The following is a 19,654-nucleotide window of genomic DNA, read 5'->3' on the forward strand; positions in this document are numbered from 1 at the left end:
TGTCGGAGACGCACGCCATGGATCACGCCGCCCTCTATGCCGAACGCCTGAAAACCCCCAACCAGGCCGCCGCCCTGATCGTGTCGGGCGCCAAGGTCGCCATGGGCCTTGGCGTGTCCCAGCCGCCCGCCCTGCTCAGGGCCCTGGCCGAACGGGCCGCGCGCGGCGAGGTCGAGGATGTGAACCTGTATTATCTGCTCTCGACCGCCATCGCGGGGGACACGGTGCTGCGCTATGAACTGATGGACCGGATCCGCCCCTGGAGCCTGTTCCACAGCGCCATCGAACGCCGGCTTGAGCAGCGCGCACACGAGGAGGGTCGCCCCAACCCCGTGCAGTTCATCCCCACGGGCTTTCAGCAGTCGCCCCGCCTTCTGTGCGACGAGGTCAAGGTGGATGCCCTTATTTGCACCGTCTCGCCGATGGATGCGGACGGCTTCTTCTCGTTCGGCACCAACACCGACTATTCCAAGCCGGTGTCGCAGACGGCGAAGACTGTGATCGTCGAGGTCAATCCGCACATGCCGCGCGTGTTCGGCGACTGCACCGTCCATGTGTCCAAGGTCGCCGGCATCGTCGAACATGCCGCGCCCCTGCTGGTCGTGCCGCGCGCCGAGCCTCAGCCGGCGGACCTGGCCATCGGGCGGATCATCGCGGGCCTGGTCGAGGACGGGGCGACGCTTCAGATGGGGATCGGCGCCCTGCCCAACGCCGTCTGCGACGCCCTTATGGACCACCGCGATCTGGGCGTTCACACCGAGATGCTGACGCCCGGCCTGGTCGAGCTGATGCAGGCCGGCGTGGCGAACCATGCCCGCAAGACCCTGCATCCGGGCGTGGGCGTCTTCGCCTTCTCGATGGGCGATCTCAACACCTACGAATTCCTGGACGACAATCGCGGCATGGAGGCCCATCCGGTCTCCTATGTGAACGACCCGGCCGTGATCGCGCGCAATGCGAAGATGATCTCGGTCAACGCCACGCTTCAGATCGACCTGACCGGCGCCTGATGCTCGGAGTTCCTGAACGGGCGCCAGTTCACGGCCGCCGGGGGCCAGCTGGACTTCGTGCGCGGCGCCTATGGGTCGGAGGGCGGCAAGTCAATCATCGCCTGTCATTCCACGGCGGCGAAGGGGACGGCCTCTCGCATCGTCGCGCGTCTGGACGGGCCGGTCACCACGCCGCGCAACGACACCCACATCGTCGCCACCGAACACGGCTGGACCAATCTGAAGGGCAAGTCGTCCAGCGAACGCGCCCGCGCCCTGATCGCCTTGGCCGCGCCCGAGTTTCGCGACGGCCTGACAACAGCGGCGCGCGAGCAGGGCCTGATCTGACGCCCCGACAACTTGAACTACGGCTTGATCTTGGGCCTTCCGTCGGGACTTCTGGCGTTATGAAGACCGTCCGCCTTCTGGCCCTGTTGTCCCTGCTCGTCGCCGCGCCTGTCAGCGCGAGGGCCGCGCAAGGCGCCTATGCGACCGACGGCGACTGCGGCGGCCGACCCATGACCAGCGTGCGGATGGCGCCGGGCTATTGTCTGGGGCTTGTGTGGCAAGGGACCGGCGCCGACGGGCCCAGGATGCCGCGCGGCCTGCTGGCGCTATCGAACGGCGACTGGTTGGTGACGGACCTGGGCAACTGGTATCCGGGCAATGGCGCGATCTGGCGGCTGTCGTTCGGCTCCGACGGTGCGCCGCGCTGGCGACGGCTGGCTCAAGGCTTGAACATGCCGCACACGGCGGCGCGCGGGCCGGACGGGCGCATCTATGTGTCCGAGATGAACCGCATCCTGACGCTGGACCCCGACGCGGCCGATCCGGCGGCGACGGTGCGAACAATCATCGGCGATCTGCCCGACAACCGGCTGCACGCGAACCGCCACCCCCTGTCCAGCTTCGTCTCCGATGCCAACGGCGACCTGCTGGTCAATGTCGGCGCGCCCAGCGACCGCTGCGTGGATGCGCGAGGCCGGGCGCGCGCCAATGCGGCCGGCGCCTGCATCGACAGCGCGGCGACGGCCCAGGTTCGCCGTCATGCCTATCTGGGCAACGGCCGCTGGGCCGAGGACAGCACCGTCTTCGCTTCGGGCCTGCGGAACTCCATCGCCCTGGTCCGGCACCCGTCGGGCACGATCCTGCAAGGCGAGAACTCGGTCGACCTGACCACGCCCGACCATCCCTATGACGAGATCAATGTCCTGCGTCAGGGCGGCCATTACGGCTGGCCCTATTGCGTCGATCTGGCGACGCCCCTGCCGGGCTGGAGCGCGGGCCAGGCGCGATGCAGCCAGCGCGACCGCCCGGTCGCCCTGCTGCCGCCCCATGCCGCACCGCTGGATCTAATCTATTACGACGGGGCGATGTTCCCCGAACTGCGCGGCCGGCTGCTGATGAGCTGGCACGGCTATCGTCGCGCGGGCGGCCGGATCGTGGCGGCCGAGACGGATGGCGAGGGCCGCCCCCTGACCGATATCGGCGGCCGCTACGCCATCTATCCGCGCGGCGCCCTGTCCTATCCCGCCGGCGCGCCCAGCATACGCGGCAAGGTGCTGACGCCGGGCTGGGACACGGTCGCAGGCCGTCAGCCGCGCGGCGCGCCGGTCGTGCTGGCCGTCGCCGCCGACGGATCGATCTGGGTCACGGACGACCGAAACCGGGCGATCCTCAGGATCGCCCGGTCGGATAAGACGCCCTAGCTCTTGCGCGCGTCGCGCTTGGCCAGGACGCGCAGGCGAAGAGCGTTCAGCTTGATGAAGCCGGCCGCGTCCTTGTGGTCATAGGCCTGGACGCCTTCTTCGAAGGTCACCAGGTCCTGATCGTACAGGCTGTTGGGGCTTTCGCGGCCGATGACCGAGACATTGCCCTTGTACAGCTTGACCTTGACCGTGCCGGAGACGTTTTCCTGGCTCTTGTCGATGGCCGCCTGCAGCATCTCGCGCTCGGGCGAGAACCAGAAGCCGTTGTAGATCAGCTCGGCGTACTTCGGCATCAGCTGGTCCTTCAGGTGCATGGAGCCGCCGTCCAGGGTGATGCTTTCGATGCCGCGGTGCGCCGCGATCAGGATCGTGCCGCCAGGGGTCTCATAGACGCCGCGCGACTTCATGCCGACGAAGCGGTTCTCGACCATATCCAGGCGACCGATGCCGTTGTCGTGGCCATACTGGTTCAGGGCGGTCAGGATCGTGGCGGGCGACATGGCCTCGCCGTTGATCGAGACGGCGTCGCCCTTTTCGAAACCGATCTCGATGACGGTCGCCACGTCCGGCGCGTCCTCAGGCGCGATCGTGCGCTGGTGGACGAACTCGGGCGCCTCGACCGCCGGGTCTTCCAGAACCTTGCCCTCGGACGAGGAGTGCAAAAGGTTGGCGTCGACGCTGAAGGGCGCCTCGCCGCGCTTGTCCTTGGCGATGGGGATCTGGTTCTTTTCGGCAAAGTCCAGCAAGGCCTCGCGACTGCGGAACTCCCACTCGCGCCAAGGCGCGATGACGCGGATGTCGGGCTCCAGCGCGTAATAGCCCAGCTCGAACCGGACCTGATCGTTGCCCTTGCCGGTCGCGCCGTGACAGACGGCGTCGGCGCCGACCTGACGCGCGATCTCGATCTGGCGCTTGGAGATCAGAGGGCGGGCGATGGAGGTGCCCAGCAGATAGTCGCCTTCATACTGGGCGTTGGCGCGGAACATCGGGAAGACGAAGTCGCGCACGAACTCTTCGCGCAGGTCGTCGATGAAGATGTTCTCGGGTTTGATGCCCAGCTTCAGCGCCTTCTCGCGCGCCGGGCCCAACTCTTCGCCCTGGCCCAGATCGGCGGTGAAGGTCACGACCTCGGCGTTATATTCGGTCTGGAGCCACTTCAGGATGATCGAGGTGTCCAGCCCGCCCGAATAGGCGAGGACGACTTTCTTGACGGGCTTGTCGGCGGGGGCGGACATGGCGGCTCTTTCAGCAAGGGGCGGTCAGTCGGGGAGTTGACGCGCGCATAAGACCGGGGGTCCGGCGATGCAACCTTTTCCGGGTCGCGCGGGGGAGAACATGAACCTTTCGTCATGTTCCATTTGGTCGCGTTGCCAGGCGGCAGACCGGCGTTATGGTCCCCTCCAACTGCAATCCCGAGGATATCGCATGCGCCGCACTGGCTCTCTCGTCGCCGCCGCCGCCCTCCTGGCGGTCTCAACGCCGGTCTGGGCCTCCGTGGCGCCTGCTCCCGCCGCCCAAGTCTCTGGTCAGGCCGCCGCGCCCGCCATCCAGGCCGCGCCGGTGTCGCAGCTGATCAACGAAGTCGACATCCCCTACACCAAGTTCACCCTGGACAACGGCCTGACCGTCCTAGTCCATGAAGACCACAAGGCCCCCGTCGTCGCCGTCTCCGTCTGGTACAACGTCGGCTCCAAGGACGAGCCGGCCGGCAAGACTGGCTTCGCCCACCTGTTCGAACACCTGATGTTCGGCGGCTCGGAAAATGCGCCTGGCAGCTATTTCACGCCGATGCGCAACATGGGCGCGACCGACATGAACGGGACCACCTATTTCGACCGCACCAACTATTTCGAGACTGTCCCGACGCCGGCGCTGGAACAGGCCCTGTTCATGGAAAGCGACCGCATGGGCTACATGCTGGGCGCCATCAGCCAGGAAACGCTCGATCTGCAGCGCGGCGTCGTCCAGAACGAAAAGCGTCAGGGCGACAACCAGCCCTATGGCCTGAACCAGTACAAGCAGCTGGAGGCCCTGTTCCCCGAAGGCCACCCCTATCGCCACTCGACCATCGGTTCGATGGCCGACCTGGACGCCGCTTCGATGCAGACGGTGCGCGACTGGTTCACCTCCAACTATGGCCCCAACAACGCCGTTCTGGTGCTGGCCGGCGACATCACTCCCGCCAAGGCGCGTGAACTGACCGACAAATACTTCGGCCCGATCGCCAAGGGTCCGGTGAACAATCCCGCCCAGGCCCCGGTCCCGACCCTGTCCGCCCCGCTCAGCGAAACCACCCACGACCGCGTCTCGAACGCCCAGGTCGAGGTCAGCTGGGCCGTGCCCGGCATGCTGGACCCGGATTCGGTGCCGCTCAGCGTCGCCGCCTCCGTGCTGGGCGGCCTGGCCTCCTCGCGCCTGGACAATGAGCTGGTGCGCGGCGAACAGACCGCCGTCTCGGCCAGCGCCGGCAACAGCGCCTTCCATCGCGTCGGCATCTTCGAGATGAGCGCCACGATCAAGCCGGGCGAAGACCCCGCCGCCGTCGAGGCGCGCATGCGTGAAATCCTGAACGGCCTGATCGCGGACGGCCCGACCCAGGACGAGATCAACCGCGTCGTCACCCAATACGCCTCGCGCCGCATCCAGGGCCTGGAACAGGTCGGCGGCTTCGGCGGCAAGGCCACGGCGCTCGCCGAAGGCCAGCTCTATGCGGGCGATCCGGAGTTCTACAAGAAGCAGCTGGCCGCCTACGCCGCCGTCACGCCGGCCCAGGTCAAGGCGGCGATGCAGAAGTGGCTGACCCGTCCGGCCTATACGCTGACGACCCTGCCCGGCCAGCGCGAAGCCTATCAGGAGGCGGCCGCCGCGCCGTCCGGCGCCAACCGCACTCCGGCCCCGGAAATCGAGCGCAAGCCGCGCATGCCCAAGCCCGAGATCGGTCAGGTCGCCAACGTCGACTTCCCGGCCGTCGAGCGCACCCGCCTGTCGAACGGCATGGAGGTGATCTACGCCCAGCGCGACGCCACCCCGACGACGAAGATCGCGCTCGACTTCGACGCCGGTCTGGCCGCCGACGACCGCTCCAAACTGGGTCTGCAGACCCTGATGCTGGACCTGATGGACGAGGGCACCCGCACCCTGAACGCCACGCAGCTGGCCGAGGCGCAGGAAGCCCTGGGCGCAACCATCACCACCGGGGCGACGATGGACAGCTCGGTCGTCCAGCTCTCGGCGGTGACGCCGAACCTGAAGCCTTCGGTGGATCTGATGGCCGAGGTGGTGCGCAATCCCGCCTTCGCCCCGGCCGAGCTGGAGCGCCTTCGCGCCACCCGCCTGTCGCGCATCGCCGCCGAGCGTACCCAGCCGGCCGCCCTGGCCAGCCGCGCCCTGCCGGAACTGATGTACGGGCCGAACAGCCCCTATGGCCGTCCGTTCAGCGGCAATGGCGACGAGGCCAGCGTGAAGGCGATCACCGACGCCGACATCCGCGCCGACTACGCCAAGTGGATCCGCCCGGACAACGCCAAGCTGTTCGTCGTCTCCGACCGCCCCCTGGCCGAGCTGACGCCGATCCTGGACAGCGCTTTCGGTCAATGGGTGCCGCCCGCATCGGCCAAGGCCGTCAAGGACTTCTCGGCCCCGATCCCGGCCGCGACGCCCAAGATCGTGCTGATCGACCGTCCGCAATCGCCCCAGTCCTACATCATGGGCGGCGAGGTTCTGGGCCTGTCGGGCACCGACGACCTGTTGGTGCTGAATGCGGCGAACAATGTGCTCGGCAACGACTTCCTGTCGCGCATCAACTCGGACCTGCGTGAGACCAAGAGCTGGTCCTACGGCGTCAACGCCTCGGTCAATCCGTTTGCCGGACGCGTGCCCTATCTGGTCACCGCCCCGGTCCAGGCCGACAAGACCGGCCCGGCCATCGAAGCCCTGAACCAGCAGTTCAACGACTTCCTGTCGGGCGGCAAGGGCGTGACGCCCGAGGAGCTGCAACGCACGATCAATGGCAACACCCGCCGTCTGGCCGGCAGCTACGAGACCTCGGCCGCCGTCCTGGGCGCCATGCGCTCCAACGCCCTGCTGGGCCGTCCGGACGACTATCCGGAAACCATCGCGGCACGCACCAACGCCCTGACCGCAGTCCAGCTGGACGCCGCCGCCAAGGCCGCCATCGACCCGTCCAAGTTCGTCTGGGTCGTGGTCGGCGACGCCTCGGTGGTCAAGCCGCAACTGGACGCCCTGGGCATCCCTGTCGAGGTCCGCGCGGCGGCCCCCGCCGCCCAATAGGGCGACGACAAGCCGAAACGACGAAGGCCCGGAGAGCGATCTCCGGGCCTTTTCTTTTTGCCGTCATGCTCGGGCCTGACCCGATGATGAGGCCTTTAATCCAGCGTCGCGCCCGTCGTGCGCATGATCTCGGCGCGCAGTTCGGGCAGGCCGAGCCCCTTTTCCGACGAGGTCAAGGCTACCACCGGGAAGGCGGCGGGGCGTTTGGAGATCGCCTTCAGGGTCGCGGCCTGCACGGCCTCGCCCTCACCCTTCTTCAGCTTGTCGGCCTTGGTCAGGACGATCTGATAGCTGACGGCGGCCAGGTCCAGCGCATCCAGCGCCTCCGTATCCACCGATTTCAGCCCGTGGCGGCTGTCGATCAGCAGATAGACCCTCTTCAGCGTCACCCGGCCGCGCAGATAGTCGCGGCCCAGATCTTGGAACTTCTTGACCGTGGTCTTGGACGCCTTGGCCCAGCCATAGCCGGGCAGGTCGACCAGACGCATCCGGCCGTCCAAGTCGAAGAAGTTGACCTCGCGCGTGCGGCCCGGCTCGTTCGAGGCGCGGGCCAGCTTGTGCATGCCGACCAGCCCGTTGATCAGGCTGGACTTGCCCACGTTCGAGCGGCCCGCGAAGGCGATCTCGGGCAGATCCGGGTCGGGCAACTGCTCGATCTTGGCCGCGCCCATGACGAAGGTCGCAGGCCGCGCGAACAGGACGCGCGCCGCCTCGATGTCCTCGGGCGTGAACTCGGTCTCGTCGATCACGCCGGTGACTTCTTGAACCGGGCGAAGAAGGTATCGATCGGGTTCTCGGCCTTGTAGCGGTGCATGATCACATACTGCTGCAGGATGGTCAGGATGTTGGACCAGGCCCAGTAGATCAGCAGGCCCGCCGCGAACGGCGCCATGATGAAGGTGAACAGCAGCGGCATGAACTGGAAGATCTGGCGCTGGACCGGATCGGCCGCCGGCGGGTTCATCGCCGTCTGCAGCCACATCGTCAGACCATAGGCGATCGCCAGCAGACCCAGGTGCAGCGGGCCGGCCAACAGGCCGCCGATCAGCGGCGCCATCGCCGGATCCCACGGGATCAAGCCGAACAGGTTCCAGATCGACGACGGGTCGCGCGCCGACAGGTCATGGATGAAGCCCAGGAACGGCTGGTGACGCATTTCGATGGTTACGGTCAGCACCTTGTACAGGGCGTAGAAGACCGGGATCTGCAGCACCAGCGGAAGGCATCCGGCGACCGGATTGATCTTCTCGCGCTGATACAGGGCCATCGTCTCCTGCTGCTGCTTCTGCGGGTCGTCTTTGAACTTCTTCTTGATCTCCTCCATCTTGGGCTGGAGGTTCCGCATCTTGGACATCGAGGCGTAGGCGTTGTTGGCCAACGGGAACATCACCAGCTTGACGATGACGGTCAGGGCCAGAATGGCGACGCCGAAGCTGCCGACCAGGCCATAGACGTTCTCCAGGATCCAGAAGATCGGACGCGTGAGGAACCAGAACATGCCCCAGTCGATCGCATAGACGAAGCGCGGCAGGTTCAGGCTCTGCTCATAGGATTTCAGCACCTCGGCGCGCTTGACCCCGGCGAACAGGCGTTGGGTCTCGGTCGCGGTCGCGCCGGGCTGGATGGTGCGGGTCGTGCCCAAGACATTGGCTTCCAGCTGCTGGGCGCCGTTCAGGTCGCGCACGCGGAATTCGGTCTCGACCGCCTCGTTCTGCTGAGGCAGCAGGGCCGCTAGCCAGTATTTGTCGGTGATGCCCAGCCAGCCGCCGGTCGAGGCGTTCTCGATCCGCGGCTCCTTCAGCCAGTCCTTGTATTTCTTCTGTTCGGTCCGGTAGTCGCCCGGTTTGCCGAAGGTGCCGATCGCGCCCTCGTGGACGATGTGCGACGAGCCGGCTGCGGGCGGGACGCCCTGGCGCTGGACGCTGCCGTAGGGGGCGATGGTGATCGCCTGTGTGCCCAGGTTCTGGGCCGTGTCCTGCACCGAGAAGACGTATTTGTCATCGACCGAGATCACGCGGGTGAAGCGCAGGCCTTGGCCGTTGTCCCAGGTCAAGGTGACCGGCGTCGTCGGCGTCAGGGTCGAACCATTGGTCAGGCGCCAGACGGTGTTGGGGCCGGGCACGCCGCCGGCGACATTGGGGCCGGTCCAGCCGAACTGGGCGAAGTAGGCGTTCTGCATGCCCTGCGGGCGGAACAGCTCCACCGGCTGGGGCTTGTCCTGAACCTCGCGGTAGTCGGTCAGGAACAGGTCGTCGATCCGGCCGCCCTGAAGCGACAGCGACCCCTTCAGCGTGCCGGACTGAATCGGCACCCGCGCGGCGGTGCTCAGCGCCTGGCTGCGGTCGGTGACGAAGGTCGGCCCCTGCGGGCTCAGCGCCGTGCGCGCGGCGTTATCGGCGGTCTGCGACTGTTCGGCCTGGGCCTGCTGTTGCACGGCGCGACGCTCGGCCTGCGGACGCAGCACGGCGAAATAGTAGATCCCCATGATCAGGACCGAGCACACGATGAAGATGATCGTGTTGCGCGTGTTTTCGTTTTTCATGGATTCTGGCGGTCCTGGCCGGAGGGGGCGCGGGCGGGCGAGGGCTTGTGGGCCCCCCGATCATGTCGCGGTGTCGCCAGCCTTGTAAGCGTCGATTTCACGTCGTCAAGCAGACGGTCCCACGCACGCTCGGTCGTGCCCATGCGGGCGATGAAGACATAGTCGCTTCCGGGCACGCCATGCTGGGCCAGCATGGCCCGTGCGGCCTCGCGCAGACGGCGTTTGGCGCGGTTGCGCTGAACCGCCCCGCCGATCTTCTTGGTGGCGGTGAAGCCCAGACCGATGTGCGGCGAACCGTCGCCACGCTCAAGCCGTTGGATCACCACGGCGCCGCGCGCCTCGGAAACGCCTTTGGCGGCCGCCAGGAACTGGGGCCGCCGCAACAGACGCTTGATCTGTAAAAGGTCGCTCATGCGTCCAAAAGGTCCGGACGCGTAAGCCGCTTACGCCGTCAGGCGCTTGCGGCCCTTGGCGCGACGGCGCGCAACAATCTTCTGGCCGTTCTTGGTGGCCATCCGGCTGCGGAAGCCGTGACGGCGCTTGCGCACGAGTCGCGACGGCTGATAGGTCCGCTTCACGGTCGGCTCCTGACGTTAAAAGGTTGGGCGACGGGGCAAGAGGCGTCCGCCGCAGGAAGGGCGGGCGTATAAGTCGCATGTCCGCGTGAGTCAACGCTCGGACGGCATTTCGGGACGATGAAACGGATGGCGAAACGAACGGCGAAGGAATGGGCCCTGCGGCTGGCGCCGCTGGCGGCCATCGCCGGCCTTGTGGTCGCCTTCTTCGCCCTGGGCTGGAACCGCTATCTGTCGATGGATCTGATCCGCGAGCACGGGCTGAACCTGCAAGCCTATGCGCAACAGAACTGGTGGATCGCGCTGGTCGCCTTCATCGCTGTCTATGCCGTGGCGACCGCCTCGACCATTCCCGGACCCGTTTTCCTGACCCTGCTGGGCGGGATGATGTTCGGCCCCTATGTCGGCGCCCTGGCGCAGTCGATGGGGGCAACGATCGGTTCGGTCGTCATCTATTATGTCTATCGCACCTCGATCGGTTCGTGGCTGCGCGCCAAGTTCGAGGCCGACGCCGGCTTCATGGATCGGCTGGCCAAGGGCATCGACCGCAACGCCTTCACCACCCTGTTCACCCTGCGCGTGATCCCCAGCGTGCCCTTCGTCCTGGTCAACGCGACGGCGGGGATGATGGCGGTGCCGCTGAGACCCTACATCATCGCCACCTTCATCGGACTGCTGCCGTCCACCTTCATCTACACCTGGATCGGATCGCAGCTGGGCGGCCTGCTGCGCGCGGGCGTGCGGCCGGACCTGCCGATGCTGCTGCAACAGTTCTTCTGGCCTTTGATGGGCGTGGTCTTCCTGTCCCTGCTTCTGCCTATCGGCATCAAGCTGTTCCAGATGATCCGCGCCCGCCGGATCGGGGCGACGGCGGCATGAGCGCCCTGTTCGACCGGATCGCGGCGCGGCTGAACCTGACGCCGGACCAGGCCAGTCTCTGGCGCGAGCGCCTGACCCCGCGCGCGCCCGACGGCCTGTCGGCGCGGCTGCTGCTGCTGACCGTCGCCTTCACCCTGGCGGTCGAGGCCCTTATTCTGGGGCCGAATCTCGCGGCCTTCCATGAGCGCTGGCTGCGCGACCGGCTCCAGGCCGCCGAACTGGCCTCGGTCGGGGTCGAAGCCCTGCCCTATAGCGCGGTCGAGGACGACACGGCCGCCGAGCTGATGCGGATCGGCGGGGTTCAGGCGGTCGCCCTGACGGAGCAAGGCGTGCGCCGCCTGCTGCTTCAGGCCCCCAACCTGCCCCGCGCGCCCGAACTGATCGACCTGAGGCGTCAGGACAGCTGGTCGCGCCTGACCGACCCGTGGCGCACCCTGTTCGGACATCCGGACCGCTCGCTGAGGGTTCAGGCCAAGCCGCGCTATCGCTCGGGCGACTTCATTGAGATCGTCACCCCCGCCCAGCCGTTGAAGCTGGAACTGCGCGCCTTCCTGCTGAACAGCCTGCTGGTGTCCCTGCTGGTGTCGGTGACGGCGGGCGCGCTGCTGTATGGCGGTCTGGCCCTGCTGGTGCTGCGGCCGCTTCGTCGCGTCACCCGCTCGATGGAGCGGTTCGCCGCCGATCCCGAGAGCGAGGCCGAGGCGCCGTCCGATCGCCACGACGAGATCGGCCGCGTCGAGCGCGAACTCAGCCGGATGCAGGAGGAGGTGCGCCATTCCCTGCGCTCTCGCGCCCGTCTGGTCGCGCTGGGCGAGGCGGTGGCCAAGATCAACCACGACCTGCGCAACATGCTGACCTCGGCCCAGATGGCGTCGGAGCGGCTGGCGACCTCCGCCGACCCCCAGGTGGCCAAGGCCCTGCCCCGGCTGGAGCGCGCGCTCAGCCGCGCCGCCGGCCTGTCGCGCAATGTGCTGGAGTATGGAAAGAGCGAGGAGCCTGCCCCCCAGAAGACCCGCGTCGTCCTGACCAAGGCCCTGACCCTGGCGGCCGAGGACGCCGGGCTGGATCCCGACGGCGTGCGGCTGGTCAAACAGCTGCCGCCGCGGTTCGCCGTCGAAGCCGACCCGGATCAGCTGTATCGCATCCTGGTCAATCTGATGCGCAACGCCCGCCAGGCCATCGAGGCCGACCCCGCGCGTCCGCCCGAGCGCCGCGGCAAGGGCGCCATAACCGTCAGCGCCTTTGGTCAGGACGGCTTCTGCGTCGTGCGCATCGCCGACGACGGCCCCGGCATTCCGCCGCGTCTGGCCGAACGCCTGTTCGAACCCTTTGTCAGCTCAAAAAGCTCGGACGGCTCGGGCCTGGGCCTAACCATCTCGCGCGAGCTGGCCGCCCTTCACGGCGGCGACCTGCGGCTGGTCGAGACCGATGGCAAGGGCGCTGTGTTCGAGCTGCGCCTGCCGGGCTGAACCGCCCTATTCCAGACCGTCGTCCGACACGACGAAGGGCCGGTTCTCCGCCTTGGCCTGGGCCGCGAGTTCCTCCTGAACCAGATGCCAGCGCCGCAGCCGCTCATAGTCGATGGCGTGCTCGGGCGAGGCGTCCAGCCAATGGCGGAAGTCCTCGATCTGGAGCCGGGCGTCCGCGGCGGTCGTATCGGGCAGGGCCGGCACGTTCGGCAACTGGCGCGCGACATCCGCAGGAATGGGGAAGTCGCCGGACGCGGTGCTCAGGATCATCGATCTTCTCGGATAGGCTGCGGTCGGAGAGATCGACCATGACGCGAAGCCAAGCCTTTCGCCACCTTTTCATCGCTGCGGCGTTGTGCAGCAGGATCACAATGGCCAAGCTGCGCAGAACGCCACGGCCTCGGGAGAGACAGTCATGATCGTTCGCACCGCCGTCGCCGCCGCCCTGCTGGCCGCCGCCCTGACCGCGCCCGTCGCCGCCCAGACGACGGTGCCAACGACCGCCGACCCGTACCGCGATCAGCGCGCCCTGCCCGATCCGGCCGATCCCGCCAGCCGCGACGCCCTGCTGAAGGCGCGGGGCGAGGCCTATCATCGCGCCAGCGACGCCCAGCAGACCGAAGAGGAACTGCGCACCACCCGCGCTCTGAACGACGAGATCGCCGCCCAGAACGCGCTGGCCGACAAGACCGACGCCGACAACCGGCTGAACTACGACGCCGCCCTGGCCCGTCATCAGATCGAGGTCAGCCAGGCCGAGGAACAGGCGCGCGCCGCCGCCGAGACCGCCCGCTTGGCCCAGGAGAAATACGACCGCGACTACGCCGCCTGGCAGGAACAGGTGCGACTGTGCCGCACGGGCTTCCGCCCCGCCTGCACCGCCCGACCGGCGTGGGTCGCGCCGGCGCAATAAGCGCCATCAGTCCGCCCTAGTTTTCGCCTCGGCGATCAGCGCGTCGTCGATTTCGCGGGCGCGCACAGCGGCCGGGCGTGTCGTGATCCGTTCGGCATAGGCCGTGAAGGCCGGCCGTTCAGGCAGGCTCTTGAACATCAGCCCCCAGGCGATCTGACTGCCGACATAGACATCGGCGGCGCTGAACCGCTCGCCAAGGATCCACGGACTGCGATCCAGCGCATGTTCCAGCCCGTCGATCACCTGATCGAACGAGCCGTAGCCGACCATGGCCGACTTCTCGGGCGGCGGCAGTTGACCCAGCGACTTGGCCGTCACCGCCGCCTCGACCGGTCCGGCCGCGAAGAACATCCAGCGGTAATAAAGGCCGCGCAGCGGATCGTCCGTCGCCGGCGCCAGGCCGGCTTCAGGAAAGGCGTCGGCCAGATAGGCGCAAATGGCGGCGCATTCGGTCACGACGACGCCGCGATGGGCGATGGCCGGCACCTTGCCCATCGGATTGACCGCCAGATAGTCGGGCGACTTCATCGCCGGATAATCGACCATGACGGTGCGATAGGGCTGGCCTGCCTCCTCCAGCATCCAGCGGACGATGCGTCCGCGCGACATGGGATTGGTGTAGAAGACGATCTCTTCGCTCATGGCGTGCTCTCCCTTTCGGCAGAGCCTACGCCTGAACCGGCCGGGGTGTCAGCCCGCGACCAGGCTCATGTCGCGGCGCGCCATCATGCGGTCGAACTCGGTCCAGACGCCGTCGGCGCCGTGCCAGTTTCCTTGCGTCGCCGCCTTGGAATATTCGGTGGCGCGGGCCTCGAAGAAGTTGGCGTGTTCGACGCCGCTGAGCAGCGACTGCAGCCAGGGCAGCGGGTTTTCCGTCACCCCATAGACTTCCGGCAGCTTCAGCTGACGCAGGCGCCAGTCGGCGATGAAGCGGATGTACTGTTTGATGTCGTCCGGCGTCATGCCCTGGACCGACCCCATCTCGAAGGCCAGGTCGATGAACTTGTCCTCCATGTTCACCACCGTCTTGCAGCAGTCGACGATGTCGTCCGCGACCGACTTGGTGACGGCGCCCGTCTCCTTGTTGAAGGCGTGGTACAGCTTGATGATGCCTTCGCAGTGCAGGCTCTCGTCGCGCACCGACCAGGACACGATCTGGCCCATGCCCTTCATCTTGTTCTGGCGCGGGAAGTTCATCAGCATGGCGAAGGACGCGAACAGCTGAACGCCTTCCGAGAAGCCGCCGAACATGGCCAGGGTCCGGCAGATGTCGGCGTCCGAATCCACGCCGAACTGGCCCATATAGTCGTGCTTGTCCCGCATGGCCTCGTATTCCATGAAGGCGCCGAACTCGCTCTCGGGCATGCCGATGGTCTCGAGCAGCAGGGCGTAGGCCGCGATATGGATCGTCTCCATATTGCCGAAGGCGGCCAGCATCATCTTGACCTCGGTCGGTTTGAAGACCCGACCGTAGCGTTCCATGTAGTTGTCCTGAACCTCGATGTCCGCCTGGGTGAAGAAGCGGAAAATCTGGGTCAGCAGATTGCGTTCGTTGTCGTTCAGGGTCGAGGCCCAGTCCTTGACGTCCTCGCCCAGCGGCACCTCTTCGGGCATCCAGTGGACCTGCTGCTGCTTCTTCCACATGTCGAACGCCCACGGATAGCGGAACGGCTTGTAGGCGGCCGACGGGGTCAGAAGACCGGCGCGCTCGGGGAGGATGATCGGAGTGATGGCGTTCATCGAACTGGACCTGAGGGCGATTCTGAAGACGCATTCACCATGCGATTTGAAGGCGTCGGCGCCAAGTCAAAATAGGTCTATGTTGCGATCACAATTTATCGCGACCGCTAGATGTTGTGTCCGTGCCGCACATTTCTGGGGACGGCCCTGGGGATGAAGCCGCACCCGACGGCTCAGGCGGCTTGGGCGTCCAGGCGAGACGTCGCCGCGCTCAGCGTCTCGTCGATGGCGGCGTAAAGCTTGGCCTGGGTCACCGGCTTGGCCAGATGACCGTCCATGCCGGCGGACAGGCACCGTGCGGCGTCTTCGGGCATGGCCTCGGCGGTGACCGCCAGGATCGGCGTCTGGCTGGCGGGATCGGCAAGGGCGCGGATCGCGCGAGTTGCGGCAAGGCCGTCCATGACCGGCATGCGCACATCCATCAGGATTAGGTCGAAGGCCTCGGCCGAGGCGGCGTTCACCGCTTCGCGCCCGTCGCAGGCCTCGGCGGTGTCGCAGTCAGCGGCCTGCAGCATGATGCGCAGCAGATCGCGGTTCGCGGGGTGGTCGTCGACGATCAGAACCTTCATGCGACGGCTGTCCAGCGGTGCGCCGCTCTCCGTCTCGACCGGAACCACGACCGGCGCCTCGATCTCCAGGGTGAAGGTCGAGCCCTGCCACTGCACGCTGTCGACGGCGATGGTTCCGTTCAGCCGCTCCGCATGGCTTTTAGCCAGGGCCAGGCCGACGCCCGCCCCGTCATGCGCACGACTGGTCGAGGCGTCCGCCTGTTCGAACAGGCGGAAGACGCCCGCCAGGGTGGCGGCGTCCATGCCGCAGCCGCTGTCTGACACGGCGATCCGCAGCCGATCATCGCGCCGATCGACGCGCACGGTCACACCGCCCCGCATCGTGAACTTTGAGGCGTTCAGCGTCAGGTGGTGCAGGATTTGGCGCAGACGGCGCATGTCGGTCAGCACCCAGCCCTCGGCCTCCGGCGCGATGTGCAGGTCGAACGTCAGGCCACGGATTTCGGCCCACTCGCGCGCGGGCGCCACGGCGTCCTGGATCAAGGCGCGCAGATCGGCGGGCTTCAGCACGACCTCATCGCCGCCGCGCGAAATCTCCAGAAGATCCTCGACCAGACGCAGCATGGATTCGCCGCACTGACGCACCGCATTCACCTGGCGATGCCCCTCGGCGTCCAGATGGAGCGAGCGCGACAGCAGGTCAGCATAGCCGGTGACGCCGGTCAGGGGCGTGCGCATCTCGTGGCTCATGAGCGCCAGGAATCTCGACTTGGCCTCATCGGCGCGCTTGGCCCGCGCCAGGGCGTCCAGCGCCGCCGCCGTGCGCGCCCGCAGACGCGCCGTCAGCCGGCGACGCTCCGTCGACAAGGTAGTGATGGGCAGCACCGACCCCACGACGCACAGCAGGAACAGATGGAACACATTCATCTGGCGCATCACGGGCGGCAGGGCGGCCAGGATCGGATCGGGCGTCAGATGCGTCACCACGATCGGCCCATGCCCAGTCAGCGTGGCGGCCCCGCCGATCACAGCGACCATCATCACCGCAGCCGCCGTCAGCGGCGGGCCCAGCCGGAACGCCAGCAGGATGAGGGGCGGGAATATCGCGAACAGGACCGGCGCGGCGGTCTGAGAAAAAACGAAAAGCGTTACGCCGCCGACCAGAGTCATGATCGCGGTCGCCTCGACCAAGCTGGCCTTGGCGTCATCCCGGAAACGATGATTGCGCGCCAGCAGCAGCAGGGACGGCGTGACGATCATCATCGCCAGCAGTTCCATGTCGAACAGGTGGTGCATGCGGAAGCCAAGCGTGCCCGGCACATGCCATCTCATCAGAATGACGACGCCGCCCGCCAGCAGGGTGGAAAGCAGAACAGAAGGGGCGGCTGCGAAAAAGGCGAAGCGGAACAGCCGCCAGGGCCGGCGCATATCCAACGCGGCGCCGCAGAACCGACGCGCCAGCACAGCGGCGACGACGACCTGGGTCAGGTTCAGAATCACATTGGTGAACATCATCGGGCCAGGATCGCCGCGGAGGACGTTGCTGGTCAGATTGATAGCGGCGCAGGCGACCATCACGCCGATGGCCTGGCGGCGATGAAGCTGCAGCACAGCGGCCAGAAGCACCGCGTTCGCGGGCCACAGCACGGTCGCGCCGAATGCGTAAACGCTCCACTTGCTGATCGACAGACACAGAACGAACAGCGCCACATAGGTATAGGGCGACGGACCGGCCGCGCGGCCGGCCTCGTGGCGGAAAAGCCGCCAGCGCCCGCGTTCTGCGTTCACCAATTCCAGTCCCATGACGGAACAGTGACATGCAGGGGTTAAGGATCCCGTAGCGGCCCAGCTAGGTAGAATTGCGGAACCGCCGTTCAGCGTCGCCGTTTACTCGCCCTTGCCAGCGAAGGGCCCCAGCCGATGTCAGACGTGATCGCCGAACCGACCTTCGAGCCGCCGGCGGACGCCCTGGCCTTCTATGAAGAGAGCCTGCGCCTGCTGAAGGAGAGCGGCATCCCCTTCCTGCTGTCGGGCACCTATGCGGTCACGGCCTATACCGGGATCCGGCGTCCGACCAAGGATCTGGACGTCTTCTGCAAGCCCGGCGACTACCCCCGCATCCTGGCCTTCTTCCAGAAGCACGGCTACCGCACCGACGTCGAGGACGAGCGCTGGATCGCCAAGGTCTGGAAGGACGAGAAACACTTCTTCGACGTCATCTTCGCCATGTCCAACGGCACCATCGCCGTGTCCGACAGCTGGTTCAGCGAGGACCGGATCACTGTCTACGGCCATCAGGTCCAGATCACCCCGCCCACGGCTCTGATCCTGTCCAAGGTCTTCATTCAGGACCGCTATCGCTATGACGGGGCGGATGTGAACCACGTCATCCTGAAACAGTCCGACGCCATCGATTGGAAGAGCCTGCTGGACCAGATGGACCTCTATTGGGAGGTGCTGGCGGCGCATCTGCTGAACTTCCGCTTCGCCTATCCGACCGAGCGCGACCGGATTCCGCGCTGGCTGATGGAAGAGTTGGTCCAGCGACTGACGGCCCAGATCGACCTGCCGGCGCCGCGCGTGAAGGTCTGTCGCGGCCGGCTGTTCAGCCCGCGCGACTATGTCGCCGACGTCGCCGAATGGGGCTTTGGCGACGTGGTGGGCAAGGGGCTGGAGGAACGCCACGACCCCGTCAACCTGGGCCACTGAAAGGTAAGCCGCCATGACCGACGCCGTCCCCGATCCCCAGACCACCCAACCCGGCCTGGAGCCCGGCCCCGCCAAGACCCTGCGCGTCGCCGCCGTCGGCGACCTCCATGTCGGCGAGACCACCGAGCATCGCTACCGGGACCTGTTCGAGCGGGTGTCAGACGACGCCGATGTCCTGTGCCTGTGCGGCGACCTGACCAACTACGGCAAGACGCCCGAGGTCGAGCGGCTGCTTGAGGATCTCAAACTGTGCAAACTTCCGATGGTCGGCGTGCTGGGCAACCATGAGCACGAGTGCGGCCAGCCCGAGGTCGTCACCAAGATGCTGACCGACGCCGGGGTCAAGATGCTGACCGGCGAGGCCTATGAGATCGACGGCGTCGGTTTTGCGGGCGGCAAGGGATTCGTCGGCGGCTTCGGCCGCTATATGCTTTCCTCGTTCGGCGAGGCCTCGATCAAACGCTTCGTGCAGGAGGCCGTCGAGGACGCCAATCTGATCGAAAACTCGATCCGCATGCTGCGCACCGAACGCTCGGTCGTGCTGCTGCACTATGCGCCGGTCGTCGAGACGGTGATGGGCGAGCCGCCCGAAATCCATGCCTTCCTGGGCTCTTCGCGTTTGGCCGAGACCATCGACCGCTATGACAATGTTCGCCTGGTCGTGCACGGCCACGCCCATCGCGGCGGACCGGAGGGACGCACCACCAAGGGCACGCCCGTCTATAATGTCGCCCTGCCGGTGCTGAAGACCCTGGGCGACAAACCCTATCGGGTCTTTGAAATCTGACCGGACTGTAGGAGGGTGCGGCCGGGGCTGGGATGCAGCCTCATTCGGGGCCGCAAGGCGGCCCGTCGTGGAGTTTCCGATGCGCCTTCTGTCTTCCGCCGCGGCCGTCGCCGTCCTGGCCCTGACCACCCCCGCCTTCGCCGCCGGCCAAGCCGCCGCCCCTGCGCCGCAGGCCGCTCCGGCGCCCGCCCAAGAAGCGGACAGCCCCGAAGAGGCCGCCTTCGAAGCCAAGGCCGAGGCTTTCGGCGAACGCATGGAAGCCATGGCCGAAGAGATGCAGGCCGCAGCGGCGCAAGCTGACAAGACCAAGGCCAAGTCCGATCTCGACGCGTTGCAGGCCAAGTATCAGACCGAAGTCGACGCCTTCGCCGAGGAGGTCAACACCTTCGCCACCAGCCAGGGCGCGCCAGCCGAACAGATGGCCATGGCGATGCAGCAGATCAAAGGCATTCCGCTGAAGGCGCGCACCGAGATCGAAGCGGCCGCCGCAGCCCCCGCCCAACCGCAGTAAGCCGAGCCTTACCGCGATTTCACTTGAGACGG

The 19,654-nt window shown here is 66.8% G+C and carries 17 protein-coding genes and 1 pseudogene; 9 read left to right on the forward strand and 9 right to left on the reverse strand.

Annotated elements, in window-relative coordinates; all coding sequences use genetic code 11:
• The first annotated feature begins 17 nt into the window (after positions 1-17).
• Both JX001_RS01215 and JX001_RS01220 read left to right on the forward strand, forming a co-directional pair.
• A pseudogene (locus JX001_RS01215) lies at positions 18-1,337 on the forward strand (acetyl-CoA hydrolase/transferase family protein).
• 59 nt (positions 1,338-1,396) lie between these two features.
• Complete coding sequence (locus tag JX001_RS01220; protein ID WP_205681966.1) at positions 1,397-2,698, forward strand: PQQ-dependent sugar dehydrogenase; 1,302 nt, start codon at positions 1,397-1,399, stop codon at positions 2,696-2,698.
• Here the strand turns inward: JX001_RS01220 and JX001_RS01225 are convergent.
• Positions 2,695-3,933 carry an argininosuccinate synthase gene (locus JX001_RS01225; protein WP_205681967.1) on the reverse strand — a complete coding sequence of 413 codons (1,239 nt, stop codon included), beginning with the start codon at positions 3,931-3,933 and terminating at the stop codon, positions 2,695-2,697. The genes JX001_RS01220 and JX001_RS01225 overlap by 4 nt on opposite strands.
• Positions 3,934-4,123: 190 nt before the next feature.
• On the opposite strand from JX001_RS01225, the gene JX001_RS01230 reads away from it, so the two are divergent.
• Positions 4,124-6,988, forward strand: a complete 2,865-nt coding sequence (locus tag JX001_RS01230) for a M16 family metallopeptidase (RefSeq protein ID WP_205681968.1) — start codon at positions 4,124-4,126, stop codon at positions 6,986-6,988.
• A gap of 95 nt (positions 6,989-7,083) precedes the next feature.
• Here JX001_RS01230 and yihA read toward each other — a convergent pair whose 3' ends face one another.
• From yihA to rpmH, 4 genes are read right to left on the reverse strand one after another with little or no spacing between them, the layout of a single operon-like run.
• Positions 7,084-7,737, reverse strand: a complete 654-nt coding sequence (yihA, locus tag JX001_RS01235) for a ribosome biogenesis GTP-binding protein YihA/YsxC (protein ID WP_055809369.1) — start codon at positions 7,735-7,737, stop codon at positions 7,084-7,086.
• Positions 7,734-9,530: a membrane protein insertase YidC gene (gene yidC, locus JX001_RS01240; protein ID WP_205681969.1), complete on the reverse strand. Its 1,797-nt coding sequence runs from the start codon at positions 9,528-9,530 to the stop codon at positions 7,734-7,736. Before yidC ends, yihA begins: the two co-directional genes overlap by 4 nt.
• A complete protein-coding gene (gene rnpA / locus JX001_RS01245; protein WP_091752382.1) occupies positions 9,527-9,943 on the reverse strand; it encodes a ribonuclease P protein component in 417 nt (138 codons plus the stop codon). Before rnpA ends, yidC begins: the two co-directional genes overlap by 4 nt.
• 30 nt (positions 9,944-9,973) lie before the next feature.
• Positions 9,974-10,108: a 50S ribosomal protein L34 gene (rpmH, locus tag JX001_RS01250; protein WP_003164000.1), complete on the reverse strand. Its 135-nt coding sequence runs from the start codon at positions 10,106-10,108 to the stop codon at positions 9,974-9,976.
• 126 nt (positions 10,109-10,234) lie between these two features.
• Between rpmH and JX001_RS01255 the strand changes: the two genes are divergently transcribed.
• Positions 10,235-10,984, forward strand: a complete 750-nt coding sequence (locus JX001_RS01255) for a TVP38/TMEM64 family protein (RefSeq protein ID WP_205681970.1) — start codon at positions 10,235-10,237, stop codon at positions 10,982-10,984.
• Positions 10,981-12,453 (forward strand): sensor histidine kinase, encoded by a 1,473-nt coding sequence (locus JX001_RS01260; protein ID WP_205681971.1) that lies wholly within the window; start codon positions 10,981-10,983, stop codon positions 12,451-12,453. The genes JX001_RS01255 and JX001_RS01260 overlap by 4 nt, the downstream gene beginning before the upstream one ends.
• Positions 12,454-12,459: 6 nt before the next feature.
• On the opposite strand, the gene JX001_RS01265 is transcribed toward JX001_RS01260, so the two are convergent.
• Entirely contained in the window at positions 12,460-12,723 is a 264-nt protein-coding gene (locus JX001_RS01265; RefSeq protein WP_039246564.1) for a hypothetical protein, read from the reverse strand.
• Positions 12,724-12,868: 145 nt separating this feature from the next.
• Here JX001_RS01265 and JX001_RS01270 point away from each other — a divergent pair, with 145 nt between their 5' ends.
• Positions 12,869-13,366, forward strand: a complete 498-nt coding sequence (locus tag JX001_RS01270) for a hypothetical protein (RefSeq protein ID WP_205681972.1) — start codon at positions 12,869-12,871, stop codon at positions 13,364-13,366.
• A 6-nt stretch (positions 13,367-13,372) separates the two neighbouring features.
• On the opposite strand, the gene JX001_RS01275 is transcribed toward JX001_RS01270, so the two are convergent.
• From JX001_RS01275 to JX001_RS01285, 3 genes are all read right to left on the reverse strand, one after another.
• A complete protein-coding gene (locus JX001_RS01275) occupies positions 13,373-14,008 on the reverse strand; it encodes a glutathione S-transferase family protein (RefSeq protein ID WP_205681973.1) in 636 nt (211 codons plus the stop codon).
• Positions 14,009-14,056: 48 nt separating this feature from the next.
• Entirely contained in the window at positions 14,057-15,106 is a 1,050-nt protein-coding gene (locus tag JX001_RS01280; protein ID WP_153923976.1) for a ribonucleotide-diphosphate reductase subunit beta, read from the reverse strand.
• Between the two features lie 173 nt (positions 15,107-15,279).
• A complete protein-coding gene (locus JX001_RS01285) occupies positions 15,280-17,403 on the reverse strand; it encodes a hybrid sensor histidine kinase/response regulator (RefSeq protein ID WP_241004704.1) in 2,124 nt (707 codons plus the stop codon).
• 132 nt (positions 17,404-17,535) lie between these two features.
• Here JX001_RS01285 and JX001_RS01290 point away from each other — a divergent pair, with 132 nt between their 5' ends.
• From JX001_RS01290 to JX001_RS01300, 3 genes are all read left to right on the forward strand, one after another.
• Complete coding sequence (locus JX001_RS01290) at positions 17,536-18,324, forward strand: nucleotidyltransferase family protein (RefSeq protein WP_055754649.1); 789 nt, start codon at positions 17,536-17,538, stop codon at positions 18,322-18,324.
• A 13-nt stretch (positions 18,325-18,337) separates the two neighbouring features.
• A complete protein-coding gene (locus tag JX001_RS01295; protein WP_205681975.1) occupies positions 18,338-19,111 on the forward strand; it encodes a metallophosphoesterase family protein in 774 nt (257 codons plus the stop codon).
• Between the two features lie 79 nt (positions 19,112-19,190).
• On the forward strand, positions 19,191-19,622 hold the full coding sequence (locus JX001_RS01300; RefSeq protein ID WP_205681976.1) for a hypothetical protein: 432 nt from the start codon (positions 19,191-19,193) through the stop codon (positions 19,620-19,622).
• Positions 19,623-19,654 lie beyond the last annotated feature (32 nt).

It is taken from the genome of Brevundimonas fontaquae, assembly GCF_017086445.1.
GTDB classification, from domain to species: Bacteria; Pseudomonadota; Alphaproteobacteria; order Caulobacterales; family Caulobacteraceae; genus Brevundimonas; species Brevundimonas fontaquae.

Coding starts and splice junctions, on each gene's coding strand:
- JX001_RS01255 (WP_205681970.1), top strand. CDS start 10,235: ATGGCGAAACGAACGGCGAAGGAATGGGCCCTGCGGCTGGCGCCGCTG.
- JX001_RS01220 (WP_205681966.1), top strand. CDS start 1,397: ATGAAGACCGTCCGCCTTCTGGCCCTGTTGTCCCTGCTCGTCGCCGCG.
- yidC (WP_205681969.1), bottom strand. CDS start 9,530: ATGAAAAACGAAAACACGCGCAACACGATCATCTTCATCGTGTGCTCG.
- JX001_RS01280 (WP_153923976.1), bottom strand. CDS start 15,106: ATGAACGCCATCACTCCGATCATCCTCCCCGAGCGCGCCGGTCTTCTG.
- JX001_RS01260 (WP_205681971.1), top strand. CDS start 10,981: ATGAGCGCCCTGTTCGACCGGATCGCGGCGCGGCTGAACCTGACGCCG.
- JX001_RS01295 (WP_205681975.1), top strand. CDS start 18,338: ATGACCGACGCCGTCCCCGATCCCCAGACCACCCAACCCGGCCTGGAG.
- rnpA (WP_091752382.1), bottom strand. CDS start 9,943: ATGAGCGACCTTTTACAGATCAAGCGTCTGTTGCGGCGGCCCCAGTTC.
- JX001_RS01300 (WP_205681976.1), top strand. CDS start 19,191: ATGCGCCTTCTGTCTTCCGCCGCGGCCGTCGCCGTCCTGGCCCTGACC.
- JX001_RS01265 (WP_039246564.1), bottom strand. CDS start 12,723: ATGATCCTGAGCACCGCGTCCGGCGACTTCCCCATTCCTGCGGATGTC.
- JX001_RS01275 (WP_205681973.1), bottom strand. CDS start 14,008: ATGAGCGAAGAGATCGTCTTCTACACCAATCCCATGTCGCGCGGACGC.
- JX001_RS01290 (WP_055754649.1), top strand. CDS start 17,536: ATGTCAGACGTGATCGCCGAACCGACCTTCGAGCCGCCGGCGGACGCC.
- JX001_RS01270 (WP_205681972.1), top strand. CDS start 12,869: ATGATCGTTCGCACCGCCGTCGCCGCCGCCCTGCTGGCCGCCGCCCTG.
- JX001_RS01230 (WP_205681968.1), top strand. CDS start 4,124: ATGCGCCGCACTGGCTCTCTCGTCGCCGCCGCCGCCCTCCTGGCGGTC.
- JX001_RS01225 (WP_205681967.1), bottom strand. CDS start 3,933: ATGTCCGCCCCCGCCGACAAGCCCGTCAAGAAAGTCGTCCTCGCCTAT.